The sequence below is a fragment of the Undibacterium pigrum genome (assembly GCF_003201815.1).
GTDB classification, from domain to species: domain Bacteria; phylum Pseudomonadota; class Gammaproteobacteria; order Burkholderiales; family Burkholderiaceae_D; genus Undibacterium; species Undibacterium pigrum.
Window position 1 is genome coordinate 586254 of the sequence record NZ_QJKB01000003.1, and the last position, 19288, is coordinate 605541.

Below are 19288 nucleotides of genomic sequence, written 5' to 3' on the forward strand. Positions count from 1 at the left end.
ACCAATGTACCAGTCAACACAGCACCAGCAGTAGTTGTTGCAGCGGAAGTCATGACAACTTGACCTGCTGTTGGAACTGGGATGTTAGGCAAGAACTTGGAAGTTGCAACAACAGGGATACCATTCTGACCAGTAGTAAAGCAGTCTGTACCACCAGCTTGAGTCCATGTACCATTGTTATCTTGATAGCAAGAAGACATAGAAGTAACCAGGCTATTCAATTCAGTACGGCTACCAGCAGCACGTGTACGGGATGTGTAGTCAGAATATTGAGGAATAGCGATCGCTGCCAAAATACCGATAATTGCCACAACAATCATCAATTCAATCAAAGTAAAGCCGCGTTGCATCTGTTTGGACATGGTTTTCATTGGAATACTCCATTAAAGTTAAGTTCGGGAAATACACTATCCACTAAGCAATGCGCGTGCCATCCATGGATTGTTTCGCAAAACTACTTTTTACTGTGCACATGTCCTGTTCAAGACGTTTAACCACCGGAAATGACGATTTTTGTCAAAATTTAAATGTTTTTCGCGTCCAAAAATTGTCAACCCAATGTCAGTTCGCAAACAAGACCGACAAGTCTGTCAGTCTTGTAATTAATTGTTTTAATGCTTGATATAAATTTTAAAAAAAATTCACTTTTTCACATTTGGCGCCAGGACTATGATCAAAAAATGAAGATTACGGATTAAATGCCCGGCAAATTGCTGTATGCCATCCAAATAGAAGAGCGTGCTCAGAAAAGCGGCCATCAGAATAAGTGCGATGTATATTCACCACGGATAAGATAGCCCCGGGATGAGTGGGATTTGCTGGTTGTCACTCATCATCCGTCAACGTACCTGAGCGGCAGCAAACGGCTATTGATCGCGTCCATCAAATAGAAGTAAGGCTGGCAGCCATTTATCCCTGGATTATTGATACAAACACCAGCGAATTCGATAGGGTGGCGTCACTGACAATGAATTGCAATAACAACGACCTGCCCTTGAAAACCCCGACACTCTCACTGAATGCAAACAGACCGAAATTTCCATGCGCTGGATTTAATAAAAAATCACCGCCATTTTTGTTCCTGACATTTCTATCATGTCAGCGTGTTTGAGGGTATGTGGCTTATCTTTGATGGACACCGTGTTCACTGTCGCTGCAGCATCGCCTTCAACCTGTGCAATGACAAAGTCTTTCCCCTGCTGGGTAATAGCTATCACCTGGGTGCCAGGACTGCCTATGGTGGTAACCGCTTTAACAAGGTTGAGTTCTTTTCCAGCATTACCACCAGTCATAACCTTGATCTTGGCCCTGAGTTTCTCGGCAGTCGCTGATTGGACCTGGCCCGCAGGGGGCACAAATGTCTGCTTACCAGACTGCTCAACCTGATATCTTAATTTGTATTTACCAATATCGATGACGTCATCATCTTGCAGCAAATGCTTTTTGACGGGCTGGCCATTGACCATGGTGCCGTTGGTGCTGCCCAGGTCAAGCACGAAAGAGCCATTGGACGAGGTATCGATGGCGGCGTGCTGACCGCTCACCGTCAAGTGATCGATGACGATGTCATTGCTGGGGCGTCGCCCTATCGTCAGGCGTGATTTACTGATAGTGATTTCTTGCTGAACCAGACCATTAAAGGTGACGATAATTTTCGCCATAAATCTCTCATCAATTCATAATCCCCGAACTACCGGGTAAATGTTCTTTGCAACCAGGACTTGTTTTTCTCGCCAACCAGGCGGAACAGCACGACGGAAATATTATCCAGCCCACCCCTGTCCTTGGCTCTTTCTATCAAGGCCTCGGCACAGCGGTCAAGATCGGTTTCATACATCCGTATCAGGCTCTGGATTTCATCATGCTCCAGCATATCGGTCAATCCATCTGAGCACATAAGATACAAATCTTCTTCGTCAGTATGGTGAGTATGCAACTCAGTATGCACTTCGTCCAGTGTGCCTACGGCTCTGGTGATGAGATTCTTGATAGAAGAGAAACGCGCATCTTCTTCTGAAATCAGACCGGCATTGATTTGCTCTTGCAGTACTGAATGATCCTGGGTCAGGCGGGTCAGAATGCCATCACGAAAGCGGTAAGCGCGCGAGTCACCGACATGGGCGAGCAACAACTTGTCTTGCAAACAGCATGCCACGACGACCGTAGTGCCCATGCCTGCGCATTCAGGATTGGTTTGCGCTGTATGCAAGACACTGCGGTTGGCCAGTTCTATGGCTTCATTAATCCAGTGTGTCATTGCCAATGGACGCGGCCCCATGGACGGGAACCAGATGGCATCCATCTTGCTACATAAATATTCTGCAATGATTTGTGCCGTCATGGCGCTGGCGACTTCACCAGCGTTATATCCCCCCATGCCATCAGCCAGGATCGCGCAGCCATAATCGGCACAAACGATGATGGCATCTTCGTTGTGCGACCTGACCAGGCCCGTATCAGAAAGGGCGGCAAATTGTAGAACACGCTGGTATGACATCAATAAACGCTGAGAATGATACTGAGTGTATAAATTTATATTGTTTTCAGATGATGCTGCGCATGCTTATCGGCTTATTATCAAATTAGCTTTAACTTGCTATTGGCTTGTCCCTGACTTGCTATCAGCTCTTCCTGAGGCTACCTTTGATTAGCTTCTTGTTTTTATTTTCAATTGCACATCATTCACAGGCAATTCAATTGTGAATTCTTAATGACACTTAAGCTTAACATTAAGGAAATCTATTTGCACGGATATCCACGATAAACTCTGGCATAAATGAAAAAGAGTCGCAAATTTTGCGACTCTTTTTCTTGCTAAGTAGCTTTACAGTACCTGGCTTACAGCATGGCTTTCAACAAACGCGCCATTTCTGACGGGTTTTTCGTGGCCTTGATGCCGCATTCTTCCATGATGTCGAGCTTGGCTTGTGCAGTATCAGCACCACCAGAGATCAGCGCGCCAGCATGGCCCATGCGTTTGCCCGGAGGCGCAGTCACACCGGCGATGAAGCCAACAACTGGCTTCTTCATGTTGTCGCGTACCCAGTAAGAAGCATTCGCTTCATCCGGACCGCCGATTTCACCGATCATGATAACAGCATCAGTATCTGGATCATCATTGAACATCTTCATGATGTCGATGTGTTTCAGACCATTGATAGGATCACCACCGATACCAACAGCAGAAGACTGACCCAGACCCAGTGCAGTCAATTGACCCACTGCTTCATATGTCAGTGTACCGGAACGGGAAACCACGCCGATACGACCTTTACGGTGGATATGACCTGGCATGATGCCGATCTTGATTTCATCTGGCGTGATCAGACCCGGGCAGTTAGGGCCGAGCAATTTTGTTTTGCTGCCGGCTTTAGCCATGCGGTCTTTCAACATCATCATGTCACGGACAGGGATACCTTCAGTGATGCAAATTGCCAGATCCAGGTCAGCTTCTACGGCTTCCCAGATGGCAGCTGCTGCGCCTGCTGGTGGAACGTAAATGACAGAAACTGTCGCGCCAGTAGCTGCTTTAGCTTCGGATACGTTAGCAAAAATCGGGATGCCTTCGAAATCTTCGCCAGCTTTTTTCGGGTTCACGCCAGCGACGAAACAGTTTTTACCGTTTGCGTAATCGCGGCACATGCGAGTATGGAACTGGCCAGTTTTGCCAGTGATACCTTGGGTGATGACTTTAGTGTCTTTATTGATCAGGATGGACATATCTGTTCCTTGCGATTATTAAGCTTGAGCTGCAGCAGCTGCAACAACCTTCTGTGCTGCTTCTTCCATCGTGTCAGCCGCGATGATAGGCAGGCCAGAGTCAGCCAGCATCTTCTTGCCGATGTCTTCGTTAGTACCCTTCATACGCACAACCAGTGGTACTTGCAGGGAAACTGCCTTGGATGCAGTGATCACGCCTTCAGCGATCACGTCACAACGCATGATGCCGCCGAAAATGTTGACCAGGATGGCTTTCAGGCCTGGGTTTTTCAACATGATCTTGAAGGCTTCAGTTACTTTTTCTGCTGTCGCACCACCACCTACGTCGAGGAAGTTGGCTGGTTCGCCGCCGAACAGTTTGATGGTATCCATCGTTGCCATCGCCAGACCAGCACCGTTGACCAGGCAGCCGATATTGCCGTCGAGTGAGATGTAAGCCAGGTCAAATTTGGACGCTTCGATTTCAGCTGGATCTTCTTCATCCAGATCGCGGTAAGCCACGATTTCTGGTTGACGGAACAGAGCATTCGCGTCGAAGTTGAATTTTGCATCCAGTGCGATGACTTTGCCGGAGCCAGTCAGGATCAAAGGATTGATCTCAGCCAGGGAGCAGTCAGTTTCCATGAAGGCTTTGTACAAACCTTGCAACTGTACGCGCGCATCAGCGATAGAGCCTTCAGGCACACCGATTTTACGGGAGATGTCGTCCGCTTCAGCATCTTGCAAGCCAGCAGTCGGATCGATTGCCAGGTTGTGGATCAGTTCTGGATGTTTTTCTGCCACTTCTTCAATATCCATACCGCCTTCGCTGGAGGCCATCAAGACCACGCGCTGGCTGATACGGTCAGTGACCATACTCACATACAGTTCTTTTTTGATATCTGCGCCTTCTTCGATCAACAGGCGACGAACCTTTTGACCTTCAGCACTGGTCTGATGCGTGACCAGTTGCATGCCCAGAATCGCGTCAGCGTATTCACGCACTTGTTCCAGGGATTTAGCGACTTTCACGCCACCACCCTTGCCACGGCCACCGGCGTGTATCTGTGCTTTAACAACCCAGACTGGTCCGCCCAGCGTTTCAGCCGCTTTGACAGCTTCGTCAACAGACAGGCATGGAATACCGCGTGGTACTGTCACTCCGAATTTGCGGAGGATTTCTTTACCCTGATACTCATGAATTTTCATACGACTTCCCTTCAGACACTGAGGTATAAATAATTAAACAAACAAACTAGCTGGGTGATTTCGCGTCAGGCGATACTTTTGCCCAACGCGGGTAATATTGAACAACCGCCGGCCCGTCTATACGAAGGGCGTGACAGCGATCAAGTTGAAAAGGTTGCTGCGTCTGCTGGCCGCGATCTGTCGCTCCATCACGGGTATCGATCACATCCCCGGCAAAAGCCTGGACGGCAGCAGTCGGCAGAATTTGCGCCATTTCCGTCAGATGGGTGCAACCCTGCACACCAGCCATGCGCTCTTTCACGCCCTGGCGGAACTGTCTTAACAAATTCAAACCGATGAGTTTTTTATAATCTGGAGTAATGACTTCGCAATAACCCGGATAAGGGACCGCATCTGACGACGCCTCCACATCAACGATGGTTAATTGCAAGTCTATAGTAATGCGCAGGCTGAGATCATGCAGCGCGCTGCCATTCGGGCGCACGCCGGATGCGAGGGTGATATCGCGAGGCTTATAGTCAGTGATACGGGCGTCAAGATCCCACAATCCATCATCGCGCGCGAACGCTTCGATCTGGATAGTACGCGTGTGCTTCAGGGCGCGTCTGTTGATTGACGAAGATAAGGGCATCATGCCTGCTGGCGGCTAAACCGGAATTACTGAATAAATAGCCACAATTGCGTGTCGTTACCGCAGCTTCTACGATAACAGCCGCTCCTGCGGCCCTGCAAAAAAACCAGCAGAGTTTAGCACAGACCAGCCGCGAACTCATCATATGACTACAATTTAAGCAGTTTTCTGAGCATGCTTATGCAAAAATCTAAGCAGAAAATTAAGTTTTTTGTGGTTTGGCAGAAGAAAACCGGGCGATTATCAGGTAAATGTCTTTCCTTACAATATTGGTACGTACTTGAAAGACGTGCATATTCATGTCGCAAGCTGATGCCTGTTTCAAAGTTCGGGCCGAAGTTTTTGCTTTGCAGGCAAGTACTGGATTCACCAGACTGCGGATTATCAGCCCAAATCCCGGCTTCAATAATAAGAATATCCTCCACTTCGTCATTCCTGCGCAGGCAGGAATCCATCGTATTAAGCCCTTAGAGCCAAATCGGCCGGGATCTTACCCAGGATTTTTGAGTGCATGCAAATAATTGATCCACAACCAAGATGAACAAACACCGCAAGGCCCGAACCTGCGCCGTGGCGACATTGCTAAATGCATGCGGTTACTCCACATCCTCATCCCGCGACACACGCATCGCTGCCTGCGTCGCCCTGCTGGAAAACCCCCTCTGCTGCAAAAACGCCGCCTGCTTCATTTTTTCCTGATGATCTTGCGGCGCGTGCCGGAATTTCCTGTGCAAGACCTGAACCGCCCTCTCCACTTCAGACTCTTTCAGCTCTTCCTTGACGTTTTCTATATCCTGCGCATCCAGACCATGGCTTTGCAGCTCCGCCAAAATGCGGTTATTGCCAAACCTCGCCTGCCGCCGGTTAACCAAAGATTCAGAAAACCGCTCACCAGACAAATACTTGGCCGCTTCCAGAAAATCCAGCACGGCAGCTACGTCATCCCCCTCTTCCGCATAGCGTGCCAGCTTGCGTTCCAGCTCCATGCGGCTATGTTCACGCATGGATAAATAACGCAATGCGCGGGCTTTCAGGCTGATAGTAGGTTTTTTCATACTTTTAAAGCAAAAATGCCGGTTGGCAGCTACCAACCGGCATGATACAAAACTACGGTGCTGACAGTACTGCAGCTTAACGCTAAAACTTAGCGCTTCAACTCAGTACCTCAACTTACTCAGCCGTCGCTATCGCTGACAACAAAGGCACACCCAGATGTTCACGCACTTTGTTTTCAATTTCAAATGACAGCTCAGGACGCTCTTTCAGATAAGTACGTGCATTGTCCTTACCCTGACCGATACGTTCGCCGTTATAACTATACCAGGCACCCGCTTTTTCTATGATCTTGGCATCGGCTGCCAGATCCAGGATCTCGCCTTCGCGTGAAGTACCTTCGCCATACATAATGTCAAAGTGCGCTTCTTTAAATGGTGGTGCCACCTTGTTCTTGACTACCTTGACCTTGGTTTCATTACCCACTACTTCATCACCCGACTTGATAGAACCAGTGCGGCGGATATCCAGACGTACGGAAGCATAAAACTTCAACGCATTACCGCCTGTCGTGGTTTCAGGGCTACCGAACATGACGCCAATCTTCATACGAATCTGGTTAATAAAGATCACCAGGGTATTGGTACGTTTGATACTGCCTGTCAGCTTACGCAAAGCCTGAGACATCAGACGCGCTTGCAAACCAGGCAAAGAATCACCCATGTCGCCTTCAATCTCGGCACGTGGCGTCAAGGCCGCCACTGAGTCAATAACCACCAGGTCAACACTGCCAGAACGCACCAGGGCATCGGTAATTTCCAGTGCTTGCTCACCTGTATCAGGCTGGGAAATCAGCAAATCAGACAGATTCACACCCAGTTTTTGAGCGTAACCAACGTCCAAAGCATGTTCAGCATCGATAAATGCACAAGTACCGCCCAGCTTTTGCATTTCAGCAATCGCCTGCAGCGTCAATGTGGTTTTACCAGAAGATTCAGGACCATAAATCTCAACCACGCGGCCACGTGGCAAGCCACCGACGCCCAGCGCAATATCCAGCCCCAGAGAGCCAGTAGAAACAACCTGCACCTCTTCCACCACTTCACCGTCGGCCATACGCATGACCGAACCTTTACCAAACTGCTTTTCTATCTGTGCCAGCGCTGCTGCAAGTGCCTTTGCTTTTTCTGAGGCATTTTCTGGTTTCTTATCGTCCATACATTCTTTCATTCAATAAGCGGCGGGTGGAAAAAGGAATACAGGCTTAATTTCCTGCGATTTGCAGCACTGTATAAAAAAACAGTGATTTATGCAAGCGACTTTTTGCATTGATTGCTGAGAACGGGATTTTACAGCCAAGTGCTCACAATCCTGTCGAAATCCACTTAACTCTGAACTTTGTGTCGATTTTCATTTAACTTTGAATTTTTTTCATTTAAGTTTGAATTCGTGCACGACCAAAACTACCGTAACTGAAGGCGCCTCACAAATATTGCATAATTATTAACAATGAAAAATCATAAAAATTCACTCATGTATTTCAAAATGAGAACCTTTATTAAATTCAATTAATTAAGTATATTTACTTGGAGCAATCAATCCAAAGTTAGTAACTACGATAAAGAATATCCAGTCACGTCTTTTGTTGTAGATCGCGAACTAAGATTTGTCGTTTTTTGAGGGGTTCAATGCCCATCGAGCCCCTTAATGTTGTGGCATTTACGTATAGAGATTTGCTGTCAATGTGTACCACTCGTCAACAAAGCTAATGTTGGCAGACGTCGGCATCTTCATTGATAAAGACGTAAGTCGTAAATTAATGTTCCCACACATGGTAATTCTTTTAAATTATAGGTAGGATGTCAACAAAATTTGAAACGAACAATTACTAGAGGTGTTGGCTCCATGGACCGTACAAATACAGAGCAACTGGAAAATGACGTGGGAGGAAGTGCACCTCAGCAAAGCGACCAAGAATATTGGTCTTTTCAAGGTCGCTCGAAACGTGAATTCTCTCACGCCTACCTTCAATATCCCGCCATGATGGTCCCGCAAATGCAGGGGGAGATTATTGATCACATTTGCGCCGCATTTCCAACAACAAGACATGTCTGGGATCCATTCGTAGGTTCAGGAACTAGTCTTGGAGAATGTATGTTGCGAGGGTTAGATTTTTCCGGAAATGATATTAATCCACTTGCTGTTCTCGTTTCAAAAACAAAGCGTGGTCCATTACATGTACAGGCAATTGCAGAAAAAGCGACGTATTTATTTGAGAGAATCGGAGCTGACAAATCAGCTCAGATTGCTGTAAATTTTCCAGGACGCGAAAAATGGTTCTCTAATGACGCATCCATTCAACTGTCTAGGATTCGCCGAGGAGTCTGTAGTGAGCCATCATTATGGGCACGGAGGTTCTTTTGGGTAGCCTTAGCCGAAACTATTCGGTTAACTAGCAATTCAAGGACATCAACGTTCAAATTACACATTAGAAATGCGGATGACCTTCAGAAGGAGAGGAAAGATCCGCTAAGCGTATTTGAAAACACGCTGGCAGACAACATTAGTCACCTAAGCGATTTCAAAGATCGGTTAACTGAAAATGGGCTTGTAAACAAAGGTATGTATGTTGGCACTACTGATATCCAGCTATCCAATACTACAAAATTACCTTCCAAATTTCTGAGAGAGAATAAGGCGGATCTGATAATCACTTCTCCGCCTTACGGAGACAATCAAACCACGATCCCGTATGGGCAATACTCATACCTTCCTTTGAACTGGATACCGTTGGAAGATATCGACGCAAATGCGACAAATCAATTTCTCGAAAGTACCTGTGCAATAGATTCGATGAGCTTAGGAGGCTCGAAGAAGGGAGCGCACGAAAAGGCGGCCTCTATCCGCGAAATGTCCCCAACGTTCTGCACTCTTTATGATGAATTAGGTAAAAAATCTGATGATGCACAAAAGAAGGTTGCATCATTCTTTTACGACTTGGATACTTGTATTGAACCATTACTGTCGCGCTTAAAAGAAGGTGGGCATATGGTTTGGACACTGGGCAACAGGACGGTAGCAAACATGACTGTTCCACTAGATAATATCTTGCTCGAATTATTCGCGGCTAGAGGTGCATTCATGCCATCGCAATTTGAGCGAACAATTCATTCAAAACGAATGGCCAGAAGAAATAATGTTTCAAAAACGATGACTAAAGAAACCATCATCATTATGCAAAAACCTCTTGCTCATGTCCAAAAATAAAATTCCTGAACAAGAATCAACGCCGACCACGGTTCAATTAGAACCAGCGCATCTTACAATCGACGCGCATGTCGTAGTGCAACTTGGTGCTGAGCTTATTACTGATCCAGAGCAAGCACTCCTAGAGCTTCTAAAAAATTCTTATGATGCCGATGCTAGCTGGTGCAACGTTATCATTGATACGGTATTTGAAGAATCTGAAGATCCAGAGAACGGTAATGGTAAGTCACTTCCGACTCTTAAAGGGATCATCAGTATTGAGGACAACGGTCATGGCATGGCCGCAGAACAAATAAGGCAAGGTTGGTTGAGCATCAGTTTGTCACTCAAACGAGAAGCTAAAAGACAAGGTACTGTTACTCCAAAGTACAAAAGATTTCCCATGGGTGACAAGGGGCTAGGTCGCGTCAGTTCTATGCGTCTCGGGGACCTTTTGCGGGTTACAACACATTCGTCCGAGAACGAGCCAGGGACCCAAGTTTGGTTTAAGTGGAGTGATTGCAAATCTGGCCTTCCTTTGGACAAGGTTCCCGTTGGTGAGCGAAAAGTGGATCCAATTGGACGAACTGGCACCAAAGTCGAAATTATTGGCCTCCATGACTTCGCTCATTGGCAGCACGAGGAAGCTCGCGAAAAATTGCAGGCGAAGATGTCATGCATGGTTTCGCCATTCAATCAATTTGAAAATTTTCTCCCTGCCATTGAAGTTGATGGTGCTCCTATCGACCTCGTTGATCTTAACTCACAAGTATTAAGCGTTGCGATCTCACATTTCAAATGCGATTGGAAGGAAAAAAAGATTGATCCCCTAAATGCCGAGAGGATAAGTGGCGCCATCACAATGAATGCCCAAGTAAGGCTCGATTTTTTTAAGGGAAAAGATACCGAGGCATTTGAAACGCATGTTATTTCCGATAGTGGAGAAAAGTTACTAGCATTTCTTGAAAAGGAAGGATTTGTATCTCAATATGATTCCTTGAAACGGGGAAAAGATGGTTGGTTCATTGACTTTGAAATGAACGTGGATGACGTTGATATTCCTTGGGGAGGGACGGCGAAGAGAGGCCGGCGCGCGCAAAAAACTGGAGAAAATAAACAATCGACACTCTTTGCCTCCAAAGCAGAATATCCCGGCCCATTTAATAGTGAGCTGTATGGATATAGCTATGATGATCAAGTGTTTCAAAACATTTTAGCGGGTAGCACCGTCAGTAAACAATTTGTGCAAGAACTTTCAGGAGTCGCAATTTTTCGAGACCGTTTTAGGGTGAGAACTGGCAATGATTGGCTGAGACTTGCCGACAGTTTTACATCAGGATCCAGTTACTATGGGTTGCGCCCAAAAAATGTATTAGGGTTTGTCGCGATAACTACAGAGAATAACTCTCAGCTAAAAGAAACTTCAAATCGCGAAAATTTTGTGGACAACAATGAATGGAAAACTTTCTACACGCTAATGCTATATTTTCGCGATTTCGCGAACCAAACACTGGAAAATTTGCGCAGAGCATATTCTCGCTTCTTGACGAAACAAGCTGAAGCGGATGGGGTGATAGTTACGCCCTCAACAGAACAAGCCTTGAACCACATTGTCGACCTTGAACGTGCTACCGTAACACAAAAAATTAAGCGAGAAGAACATCGCGACGCTGCTATGGCGACATTTGATGCAACCAAGCAGGCACTAGCAAAGATAAGCAGCGAAATAGCGAATCCAAAGACAGCTGCATTAGCGCTGGAACTTCAAGATCACCTTACCCAGCTTAAGAATCATATAGAAGTTGGGCTTAGCGAGCCACCTCAGCTTGTAGAACAACAAACAAATGCGAGTTCGGCGGCCGAAGTTATTAAAGAAAGATTCTCTCAGGTAGAAGGGCAAATTGAAGAGGTTTACGAGCATGTTGCTACTGGACTTGTCGCGCAAGGCGTCGTTCACGACGTACATGGATTAATCGAGGAAATTTTAAGTCGATTGACTCGGATAGAGAATATCAAACCAGATGCACATCCAACTAATCGTGCGCTCGCCCGTGAACTTTCTGCCACCAAAACGCTGGTTCGCCTAATTGGAAAGCAGCTAGGTACTTTGAACCCAATGTTACGACAGTATCGAGAAAAGAAAGAATCAATTTCTATCGTCGAATTTATTAGCGAATTTTTTGAACTGCGTAGTGCTCGCTATAAAGAATTGGGGATACAAGTTTTTCCGCCTGAAAAACAATCCAATTTTTCAGCAACAATCAATAGAGGTAGGTTGACACAGGTATTTGACAACCTAGCTAGAAACAGCGAGTACTGGCTAATGGATAACCTTGGACGTGATTTTAAAGTTACTCCAGAAGTTCATGTGGAGCTGTCCGGTACGGTAATCTCTTTTTGGGACTCAGGGCGCGGCGTAAGGCCTGCTATGGAAAAAACGTTATTTGATTTGTTTGTGACAGATAAACCACGAGAACAGGGTCAAGGACTTGGTCTATTTATCGTACGAGAACTCCTGAAATTCGAAAATTGCAGTATCTCACTTGGTCGTGAGCGTAATAGTTACGGGCGTCGTTTTAAATTCTATGTGGATCTTTGCGGGGTAGCTGATGGCAACAAATGACAAGGTAAAAAATCTACTGGAGCAGCTTGGCATTGAGAAAATTGTTTGGATCGACGACAGATTTTCAGAGGTCGAAGATGACGCTTACTTGCGCCACGTAAACTCATTGGTTGAGGAAGTTCTGGATCATAAGGACGGTCCCCGAAAATTGGAGACCGTCATTGGTGGTTCGTTAGATAAGATGCCACCGCAGGTAAAGTCTCGGGTAGTAGACGAATATATTAGGAAAAATACTGGTAAATTAAAAACGTTTGAAACACAGCTCGACTCTCTGAAGGCTGAACTTGGTTTAGGTGTTAAGCATGATCTTGCACAAGATACGTTTGTTAAAATGATAGATTCCTTGGGATCGAATGTAACTAAGCATTGTCTTAAGAAATGGCAAGAAATCACCAAAGAAGAAAAATCCGCATATTCCAAATGCTTGTTTTTAGTTGATCGTCAATTTACACGAGAAAGTGCTGGTGAAAATGCTGGCGATGAGATTATTCACGAAATCGCTGGGTTAGCGTGTGTAGATTATTTTTGCATAATGTTTACGTATACAACAGACCCTCAAGGTGAAGATGCTGCACGTAAAGAGATTCTTTCTGAGCTATTCAAGCGCCTAAATGTTACCCCAACTCGCAACATTCCCCCCATCCGTAGCTCATTTCATGTTCTCGCAAAATCAAGAGTTACTGAAAATGACGATCCTGAATCAAGTTTTGCTGAAGCTCTAAAGCACGCACTTTTACGATCGCTACATACTCGCTTGGTTGACTTGACTCACGGAGCAATGGAAGTGGGCATGAACAACACTGCTGACGAGTTAACGAATCTCTCAATCTATGATATCGATAGGTCTGTTTTTCTGAACTCTCTGAATGAGGGAGCCTCCGAAGTTGATGTAATTTTTAGATTACTTGGCCTTGGACAGCGGCGCAAAATAGAAGACATCTTGATAGAAAACAATCAAGAGCTTTTGTCGACGTTGGATAAGCTACGTAAACTTCAAATTTCAGTTGGCGACAAAGTTGCGCCGGTTTTAACCGCAGATAGCCCGATTAAGAAGTGGCGACAAGAGGAGATGTTGGTTCGAGGAGATATCATTAACAAGACACATACGCCTCTTGCATGTGGCGACATCTTTATTAAGGATGTTCAGGGAGGTGGTAAGCCAACAAGATATATTCTGCTTTGTCAGCCGTGTGATCTTATGGTGCGCTCTGACGGGTCGTCAAAAGGCAAAGAAGGATTTTTCGTTGAGGTCATTGAGGTTGACGGAACGAACGAAAAATATAAAGCGCCATTCTACTACTCCCTAGATTTTCCTGGTGGCGCATTAGTTTGCGATTTTCGAAATTGGGGCAGCGTTTCTTTGGAGGTCGTCAGACTTGCCGTGTTTAATACCCAAGGGAAGATAAGTTTTACACATGGAACTCAACTTCCTTCGGGGATCCATCTACTAGGTTGGAAAAAATTGTTCAGTGACGCCAAGAATCGATTCGGTGCAGCGCCGCAAGGTAGTGGAAAGAATGAAATTCACGAGACTTATGTTTGCCTTTCTCTGAACGAAAGAATAAAAGGTCGAGCGGGCAAAGGAAATAAAAGCAATGTATCTTTTCCGTACACGAGAGAACGACGCATTAGAACCCCATATGCGGAGGCTATTCTCAGTTCATTTTTAAATTACAATGCTCGTGCCGCTTTTGACCATGATTTCGCAGCAACAGGGCAGGCTTCTACTGACTCAGAAGAAAAAGTCACATTGCCAGAAGATACAGCAGCAAAAGCACTTATGGTATCGCAGGTGAATGGATCTGAAGAAGGTGTCCCGGATCAGAAAATTGAAACTGAAAAAACCATTTAAAGTAATGGAAGGCAGCAACGTAAGATCAGTGGCCAGGCGCTTGCCCTCCTGCCCCATCAAGGCCAATGCAAACTGGGGGCAGTCATACTACCAAATTCATATCAGCAGCGCTTTTGGCCGGCAACCATGCTGGAGGAACACTCTTCGGTCATAGCATCGTAATCATCCACATGAACCATCGAGGCAGTCGGTTGCACACTGACCTTGTTTGAAATATGGCAAAGAATATAGATGCCTTCCAAAATCATTTCTAAATACTTGATCCCCCTTAATTTTCCCCACATAGCGACATCAAACATGCGGGTATCTGTAGCCACCCGCATGACAGTATTTACCCATGGGTTGACAATATTGCGTATGATGGAGATAATATAATCAATCACATTGATTTCGTCCCGTATCCGGTCTACAGAGTCGGCTCTTACCGTGGAATCAATGTGACTTTGTCGTTTCTGATGACTGCTATGGAAAAAAACTAATGCTCCCTTTAGTGGTCTAATCCAGCTTGTATTTCTCAAAAGTCTCTAACGCTTCATAAATACGCCAAGCCAATTCCAGGCGAGTCTCATCGGTAAGCACCTCCTTATTGGCCTGAGCTTGTCGCCCGACCTCTTCAAATGCCATGCGAAAACGATCCCGCATCGCTCTATTGCCCGTGCAATAAACACCAACTAAGACATAGCGAATATCAACTCCACTACGATCCAGGGCAATTAGTGCTTCAGCACTTGGCAAGGTACCGCCAGATTCGTATTTTGCAATACTTACCCTTGAAAGACCTGCAAGCTCAGCTAACGCTCCCTGTGTTAACTCGAGTCGTGTTCGCTCCTCCAGTAGCCTTTGCGCCACACTTACATTCGCCTCATCTGTAGTCATATCACCAACTCTCCCCACTTTCAATTCTTGATTTAAACATAAAAATAAACCTATAGATACAAATAATCATACAACACTTATACACTTATAACACATAATTCGTACATTAATCATACACACATATACCAGATATCAGTATTTAACTTGCATTTAATTACCTATTAAAATTTCCCAAGTGTAAAAATCAAATAAAATGAATTTGTAGTGAATTATTGACGAAATTATTCATTTACAATAATCTGATAAAAATTTAAATATTTCTTTCAAAACCAAATGTAATCTCATTTAAATTTAAATAAATCTAGATCATGAACCTTTCGCAGGCAGCTATAGACGCAGTCAAGCAACGCTTTTTTGAGCAAGGTATCTGTATTGGGGATTGGGCACGCGCCCATGAATTTGACGCATTTCTGGTATATGCAGTGCTTTCTGGCAGGGCCAAGGCAAAACGTGGTGAAAGTCACCGCATAGCCGTCGCACTTGGATTAAAACCACCACCTGAGCTTTCAAACACGAAAGCTCTTCAAGAAGCCCTCTTTCTTGAATCCGATTCCTAATCAAGAAAATCAATCCCAGACACAATGGAGGAACAATCATGAGCACATGACTAAATCCAAGTAAATGAACCACGTTCTTAGAACGTGGTTTTGCTTTTTGCTCCCCAGAGGGGAACACACGTGCGAGCCCTCTGAGAAGGCTCGCTATCTATTTCTTAAAGTTGTAGTTGCTGCTGTCGTGCTTCTTCCTGCTCCTGGAATTTGACGTACTTTCGGATCATTTCAACATCCAGCCCTACCGTGTCTACGCAATATCCTTTTGCCCAGAAATGATTCCCCCAATAGGGCTTCTTTCTCATTTGAGGAAATACGTTAAATAACCTTATTGCCGTACGCCCTTTCAGGACACCCATCAATTCCGATATCGATAACTTTGGCGGCACTTTCACCAATAGATGCACATGATCAACTTGCACGTTCAGTTCCACTATCTCACAACCTAATTGCTGACTATATGTCATCAATCAAACATTTCTGCACTTCTCGTCCAATTGGACCACTTAATATTCGGTATCGATATTTGGGCACCCATACCAAATGGTATTGACAATGCCATATTACGTGCGATGCTCTTTTAAACCTGCTCCTTTTCGTTTCCTTTCTTGATTGTTGTGGGGACAAACATCACGAAAGATACTTCTTTGAGCAGGCTCCTTTCGCTCTAACAGGCAAAGCCAGTTAGGCGATGACCACGTCCATAGGACGTGGTTTTTAAAGTGTTAATAAATTCCATGGCTTACGGCCTCTAAAAATAAAGATCCAATTTCGATAAGAAAAAAGCCATGCAGGGCCTTACCATACTATTTTTAGCTCTGACTCAACGATGGATCTTCTACTTCAACGAGCGACGCTCCAAAACTACAATTGTTCAGTAACTCTTCAATGTCATTTGGAGAAGGAAACTCCATGTTCCACCTGCGGTATATTCCAGCCTGATCAGGCTCGTCATATCCCTTTATATACATGTCAGTATAAGTAAGGGAAGAAGCATAAAATTCAGCCTTGGGTGATTTTTTCAACGCATTCAGAATTGAATCTGCGACAGACTCACCGGCCCTTGGTTTTATCTCGGCTTTCAGTGTAAATTCCTGCGAATCGCGCAGCACGCCAAAAAGCATTCCACCATAACTGATAATATTTAGCAGTGTGTCCCAGTGGCATTGGGTAATATCCCCAGAATAGTTGCCATCACGCAAATACGAATTCGTTACTACCAACCCAACTACTTTAGTTACTTTACGAATTGGGAAGCGGTCGTCTTGCCATTCATCAATTTGAGTCAAGTCTTGCCGAAGGATAGCGCATTTTTTTGTACATTGACCTGCCTTTTGATCGAGCCGTTTTTCGGTGTCGTGAACTTCATAAGCTTCTGCCGGAGATGGAATCGCTGCAGTTTCAATCACGAAAGCAGTGTCTCCAACAAGAATCAGAAAATCAATTTCCTCGTCCGATTTCAGTCTAGGATCAAGGCTTGATCCTACATATCTGATGTGTTCTCGATAAGGTCCTCTCTCAATAGCAGCGAGTAACTCTTCTTTCATCATTATTTCATTCAGCGCCCCCTTCGATTCAAACGACTCGCTAAGCGATTTATGCATCCTTGCCCAAGCCGACAAAGTCCGAGCGTGGTGTACGCCAAGCAAAGGCCACCAAAAGAGACATATGTCGTCCCCCGCAGGAAGAATAGGATGCCCCCACAGAGTCGCCTCCCTGGTAGGTTGGAAGCATAGAAAATCTATACATTCAGCAACTCTTTCACGAGAAAGAACCACGCAGCTCTTGATCACGGCCACTATGTCAGTCAGCCGAAACCGACTATTGAGTACCGTCGTAAGCGTTACTTTTTCTTTTTCAGAATCACGCGATTGCGCTAGCGAGTAAAGCTGTTGCGCTATCAAAGCAAGCTCGCCCCAAATAAGAAGTATTTCAGAAATTTTTAACTTAACCGTAGGATGCTCGGTTTCGACGAAATCGAGAAGTATTCCTTCTTGCAATAATCCGTTGGCATGACGAGCCTTAATCAATGCGTCACGTTCTTCCTTAGGCATATTGAAAGCAGGAACTGCGCGCACAGTCAAATGGCCATCTTCGAGCATGACTTGCGGTATTAGTACATCACTCGAATTAGGGATCGATTCCAACAATTCAAATCTTTTAAAGCTCCTTGCCATGTAGATCGGGCGGCGTGAAAGATCGATTGCAAAACGCCGTGCCAAGTCGCTTTTTGTTTCGTCGATCATATATTCTCCCGACTGGGGATCGACTTGAACTTGTGTGTGCAGCCAAACTGCCGAATCCCACATGCGTTGCAATGACAAGTCGTACTGGGCTAAATTCAACAAGTTACGTAGTGAATCCTCAATATCGAGATAATTGATTTCATTGGAATTTAAGTCCCCAAATCCGTCACTTCTTTTCAGCGTTTTTATCGCATTTGCGATGGCATCAACAACAGCTTCCATCGGTACCTGTACTGAGTTTGAATTACCCGCAGAATCGATGAAACACATCATTTCTCGTATTTGTTCTTGCGAAATAACATCGGCATCTTCCATCGCACGAGCATGACTTTCCATGGCAATTCTCATGACATCATTTGCTCGCTGAGAAAACAGTGGCGCAAGCTCTGGCAATCCATGAGATTTTGTTCTGGAAGATATATGTTTAACGCTGTTTGCAACCTTTTGAGATTTCTGACCAAATACCAGTCCTAAATTGAATAGATTTACGTCTTCCGGGTTACCGTCGTTAAGCGCTTCAAAAGCTTCACACCAGACCTCTGGGGCAAAACCATATCTTGTTGGAATCGGAAGGCGCTTAGGTTGCTCTCTGAGCGTCGTTGAAAAGTTTTCTCTTTTTATCATAAGGCTCGCTTATAAAATTAATCAACTCGCATGTCATGCGAAGCTTTGTTCGATGTGTGGGGGTGGTGAACGTCTTAGTTGGTGCAAAGAGGTGAAATATTTCTTGCGATCTGATCGAAGTGAACAAACCAAACCTGATTTAATGTAGATTAGCTTTAGATTCGATTCGCAGCTAACTAGCTTAAAGCTAGATGTCGGCGCTCCCTTCAATGACCTAGAGAGGCACACTTTTGGCTTGCGTATTAGAGGCGTGCCGGAATTTTTTCGGGTGTCGCATTTTTTTGTATTGAGGTCGTTTATGTCCTCAACGCATTGCGACGAGAAAATTGTAAAGTTAGATAAGCGGCGTGCTAAAGATGTGCAATAACGCTTATTTTGTACGCATAGATAGTGACGGAACCCGACAATTCCTATTGCCTGGTTAAATGCGTCTACATGCTGAGTGTTTTGTTTTGGCTTGAAGTTTTTTGGCTTAAGACTTAATGCTGATCAGTGTCATTGAACGTAAAGGCCGAATATGATGGCACTTTCATAGACCAATGAATGTCATCTATCTATCGGTTATTAAATCCAAATAGCAGCTGCTCTTGGATGGGTGCAGCTCGTGGAGATGCCTATTTGTATATTATGTCACGCCTTAGTTTTAATTTGCAACACCCTTAAAATACCATTTCAAACCAAGAGATTTTGCAATGCTACCCGCTCTTAACGCATAAGGGTAAAAGCCTCCGCGAACGG

At 45.1% G+C, this 19288-nt stretch carries 16 protein-coding genes and 1 pseudogene; 4 read left to right on the forward strand and 13 right to left on the reverse strand.

The genetic code is table 11. The features are described 5' to 3' along the window. From DFR42_RS13555 to recA, 9 genes are all read right to left on the reverse strand, one after another. The coding region (locus DFR42_RS13555; RefSeq protein WP_146218849.1) for a pilin at window positions 1-362 on the reverse strand (362 nt) is incomplete at its 3' end. Between the two features lie 690 nt (window positions 363-1052). Next, entirely contained in the window at window positions 1053-1661 is a 609-nt protein-coding gene (locus tag DFR42_RS13560) for an FHA domain-containing protein (protein ID WP_110255491.1), read from the reverse strand. A 29-nt stretch (window positions 1662-1690) separates the two neighbouring features. After that, window positions 1691-2497 carry a Stp1/IreP family PP2C-type Ser/Thr phosphatase gene (locus DFR42_RS13565; protein ID WP_110255492.1) on the reverse strand — a complete coding sequence of 269 codons (807 nt, stop codon included), beginning with the start codon at window positions 2495-2497 and terminating at the stop codon, window positions 1691-1693. Between the two features lie 341 nt (window positions 2498-2838). Further along, on the reverse strand, window positions 2839-3720 hold the full coding sequence (gene sucD / locus DFR42_RS13570; protein ID WP_110255493.1) for a succinate--CoA ligase subunit alpha: 882 nt from the start codon (window positions 3718-3720) through the stop codon (window positions 2839-2841). An 18-nt stretch (window positions 3721-3738) separates the two neighbouring features. Beyond that, window positions 3739-4923, reverse strand: coding sequence for an ADP-forming succinate--CoA ligase subunit beta (sucC, locus tag DFR42_RS13575; RefSeq protein ID WP_268978095.1), 1185 nt, complete (start codon window positions 4921-4923; stop codon window positions 3739-3741). A gap of 31 nt (window positions 4924-4954) precedes the next feature. Continuing rightward, window positions 4955-5539: a DUF2889 domain-containing protein gene (locus tag DFR42_RS13580; RefSeq protein ID WP_110255495.1), complete on the reverse strand. Its 585-nt coding sequence runs from the start codon at window positions 5537-5539 to the stop codon at window positions 4955-4957. Between the two features lie 149 nt (window positions 5540-5688). Then, window positions 5689-5994 carry a hypothetical protein gene (locus DFR42_RS29235; protein ID WP_170133520.1) on the reverse strand — a complete coding sequence of 102 codons (306 nt, stop codon included), beginning with the start codon at window positions 5992-5994 and terminating at the stop codon, window positions 5689-5691. Window positions 5995-6135: 141 nt separating this feature from the next. Next, the gene (gene recX / locus DFR42_RS13585; RefSeq protein WP_110255496.1) at window positions 6136-6594 is read right to left on the reverse strand and encodes a recombination regulator RecX; all 459 of its coding nucleotides are present in this window, start codon (window positions 6592-6594) and stop codon (window positions 6136-6138) included. 115 nt (window positions 6595-6709) lie between these two features. After that, window positions 6710-7750 carry a recombinase RecA gene (gene recA, locus DFR42_RS13590; RefSeq protein WP_110255497.1) on the reverse strand — a complete coding sequence of 347 codons (1041 nt, stop codon included), beginning with the start codon at window positions 7748-7750 and terminating at the stop codon, window positions 6710-6712. Window positions 7751-8437: 687 nt separating this feature from the next. Between recA and DFR42_RS13595 the strand changes: the two genes are divergently transcribed. The 3 genes from DFR42_RS13595 to DFR42_RS13605 are packed head-to-tail and all read left to right on the forward strand — an operon-like array spanning window position 8438 to window position 14253. Further along, on the forward strand, window positions 8438-9799 hold the full coding sequence (locus tag DFR42_RS13595; RefSeq protein ID WP_110255498.1) for a site-specific DNA-methyltransferase: 1362 nt from the start codon (window positions 8438-8440) through the stop codon (window positions 9797-9799). Then, on the forward strand, window positions 9786-12401 hold the full coding sequence (locus tag DFR42_RS13600) for a sensor histidine kinase (protein ID WP_110255499.1): 2616 nt from the start codon (window positions 9786-9788) through the stop codon (window positions 12399-12401). The genes DFR42_RS13595 and DFR42_RS13600 overlap by 14 nt, the downstream gene beginning before the upstream one ends. Continuing rightward, the gene (locus tag DFR42_RS13605) at window positions 12388-14253 is read left to right on the forward strand and encodes a hypothetical protein (RefSeq protein WP_110255500.1); all 1866 of its coding nucleotides are present in this window, start codon (window positions 12388-12390) and stop codon (window positions 14251-14253) included. The genes DFR42_RS13600 and DFR42_RS13605 overlap by 14 nt, the downstream gene beginning before the upstream one ends. A gap of 101 nt (window positions 14254-14354) precedes the next feature. On the opposite strand, the gene DFR42_RS13610 is transcribed toward DFR42_RS13605, so the two are convergent. Together DFR42_RS13610 and DFR42_RS13615 are read right to left on the reverse strand one after the other, a co-directional pair. Beyond that, complete coding sequence (locus DFR42_RS13610) at window positions 14355-14636, reverse strand: hypothetical protein (RefSeq protein ID WP_110255501.1); 282 nt, start codon at window positions 14634-14636, stop codon at window positions 14355-14357. A 112-nt stretch (window positions 14637-14748) separates the two neighbouring features. After that, entirely contained in the window at window positions 14749-15129 is a 381-nt protein-coding gene (locus tag DFR42_RS13615) for a helix-turn-helix domain-containing protein (protein WP_110255502.1), read from the reverse strand. Between the two features lie 308 nt (window positions 15130-15437). Here DFR42_RS13615 and DFR42_RS13620 point away from each other — a divergent pair, with 308 nt between their 5' ends. After that, window positions 15438-15686, forward strand: a complete 249-nt coding sequence (locus DFR42_RS13620) for a DNA-binding protein (protein ID WP_110255503.1) — start codon at window positions 15438-15440, stop codon at window positions 15684-15686. Window positions 15687-15841: 155 nt separating this feature from the next. Here the strand turns inward: DFR42_RS13620 and tnpA are convergent. Both tnpA and DFR42_RS13630 read right to left on the reverse strand, forming a co-directional pair. After that, window positions 15842-16307, reverse strand: a pseudogene (gene tnpA / locus DFR42_RS13625) (IS200/IS605 family transposase). 185 nt (window positions 16308-16492) lie between these two features. Continuing rightward, a complete protein-coding gene (locus DFR42_RS13630) occupies window positions 16493-18550 on the reverse strand; it encodes a hypothetical protein (protein ID WP_110255504.1) in 2058 nt (685 codons plus the stop codon). Between the last annotated feature and the right edge of the window lie 738 nt (window positions 18551-19288).

Coding starts and splice junctions, on each gene's coding strand:
- DFR42_RS13560 (WP_110255491.1), bottom strand. CDS start 1,661: ATGGCGAAAATTATCGTCACCTTTAATGGTCTGGTTCAGCAAGAAATC.
- DFR42_RS13565 (WP_110255492.1), bottom strand. CDS start 2,497: ATGTCATACCAGCGTGTTCTACAATTTGCCGCCCTTTCTGATACGGGC.
- sucD (WP_110255493.1), bottom strand. CDS start 3,720: ATGTCCATCCTGATCAATAAAGACACTAAAGTCATCACCCAAGGTATC.
- DFR42_RS13580 (WP_110255495.1), bottom strand. CDS start 5,539: ATGCCCTTATCTTCGTCAATCAACAGACGCGCCCTGAAGCACACGCGT.
- DFR42_RS29235 (WP_170133520.1), bottom strand. CDS start 5,994: ATGGATTCCTGCCTGCGCAGGAATGACGAAGTGGAGGATATTCTTATT.
- recX (WP_110255496.1), bottom strand. CDS start 6,594: ATGAAAAAACCTACTATCAGCCTGAAAGCCCGCGCATTGCGTTATTTA.
- recA (WP_110255497.1), bottom strand. CDS start 7,750: ATGGACGATAAGAAACCAGAAAATGCCTCAGAAAAAGCAAAGGCACTT.
- DFR42_RS13595 (WP_110255498.1), top strand. CDS start 8,438: ATGGACCGTACAAATACAGAGCAACTGGAAAATGACGTGGGAGGAAGT.
- DFR42_RS13600 (WP_110255499.1), top strand. CDS start 9,786: ATGTCCAAAAATAAAATTCCTGAACAAGAATCAACGCCGACCACGGTT.
- DFR42_RS13605 (WP_110255500.1), top strand. CDS start 12,388: ATGGCAACAAATGACAAGGTAAAAAATCTACTGGAGCAGCTTGGCATT.
- DFR42_RS13615 (WP_110255502.1), bottom strand. CDS start 15,129: ATGACTACAGATGAGGCGAATGTAAGTGTGGCGCAAAGGCTACTGGAG.
- DFR42_RS13620 (WP_110255503.1), top strand. CDS start 15,438: ATGAACCTTTCGCAGGCAGCTATAGACGCAGTCAAGCAACGCTTTTTT.
- DFR42_RS13630 (WP_110255504.1), bottom strand. CDS start 18,550: ATGATAAAAAGAGAAAACTTTTCAACGACGCTCAGAGAGCAACCTAAG.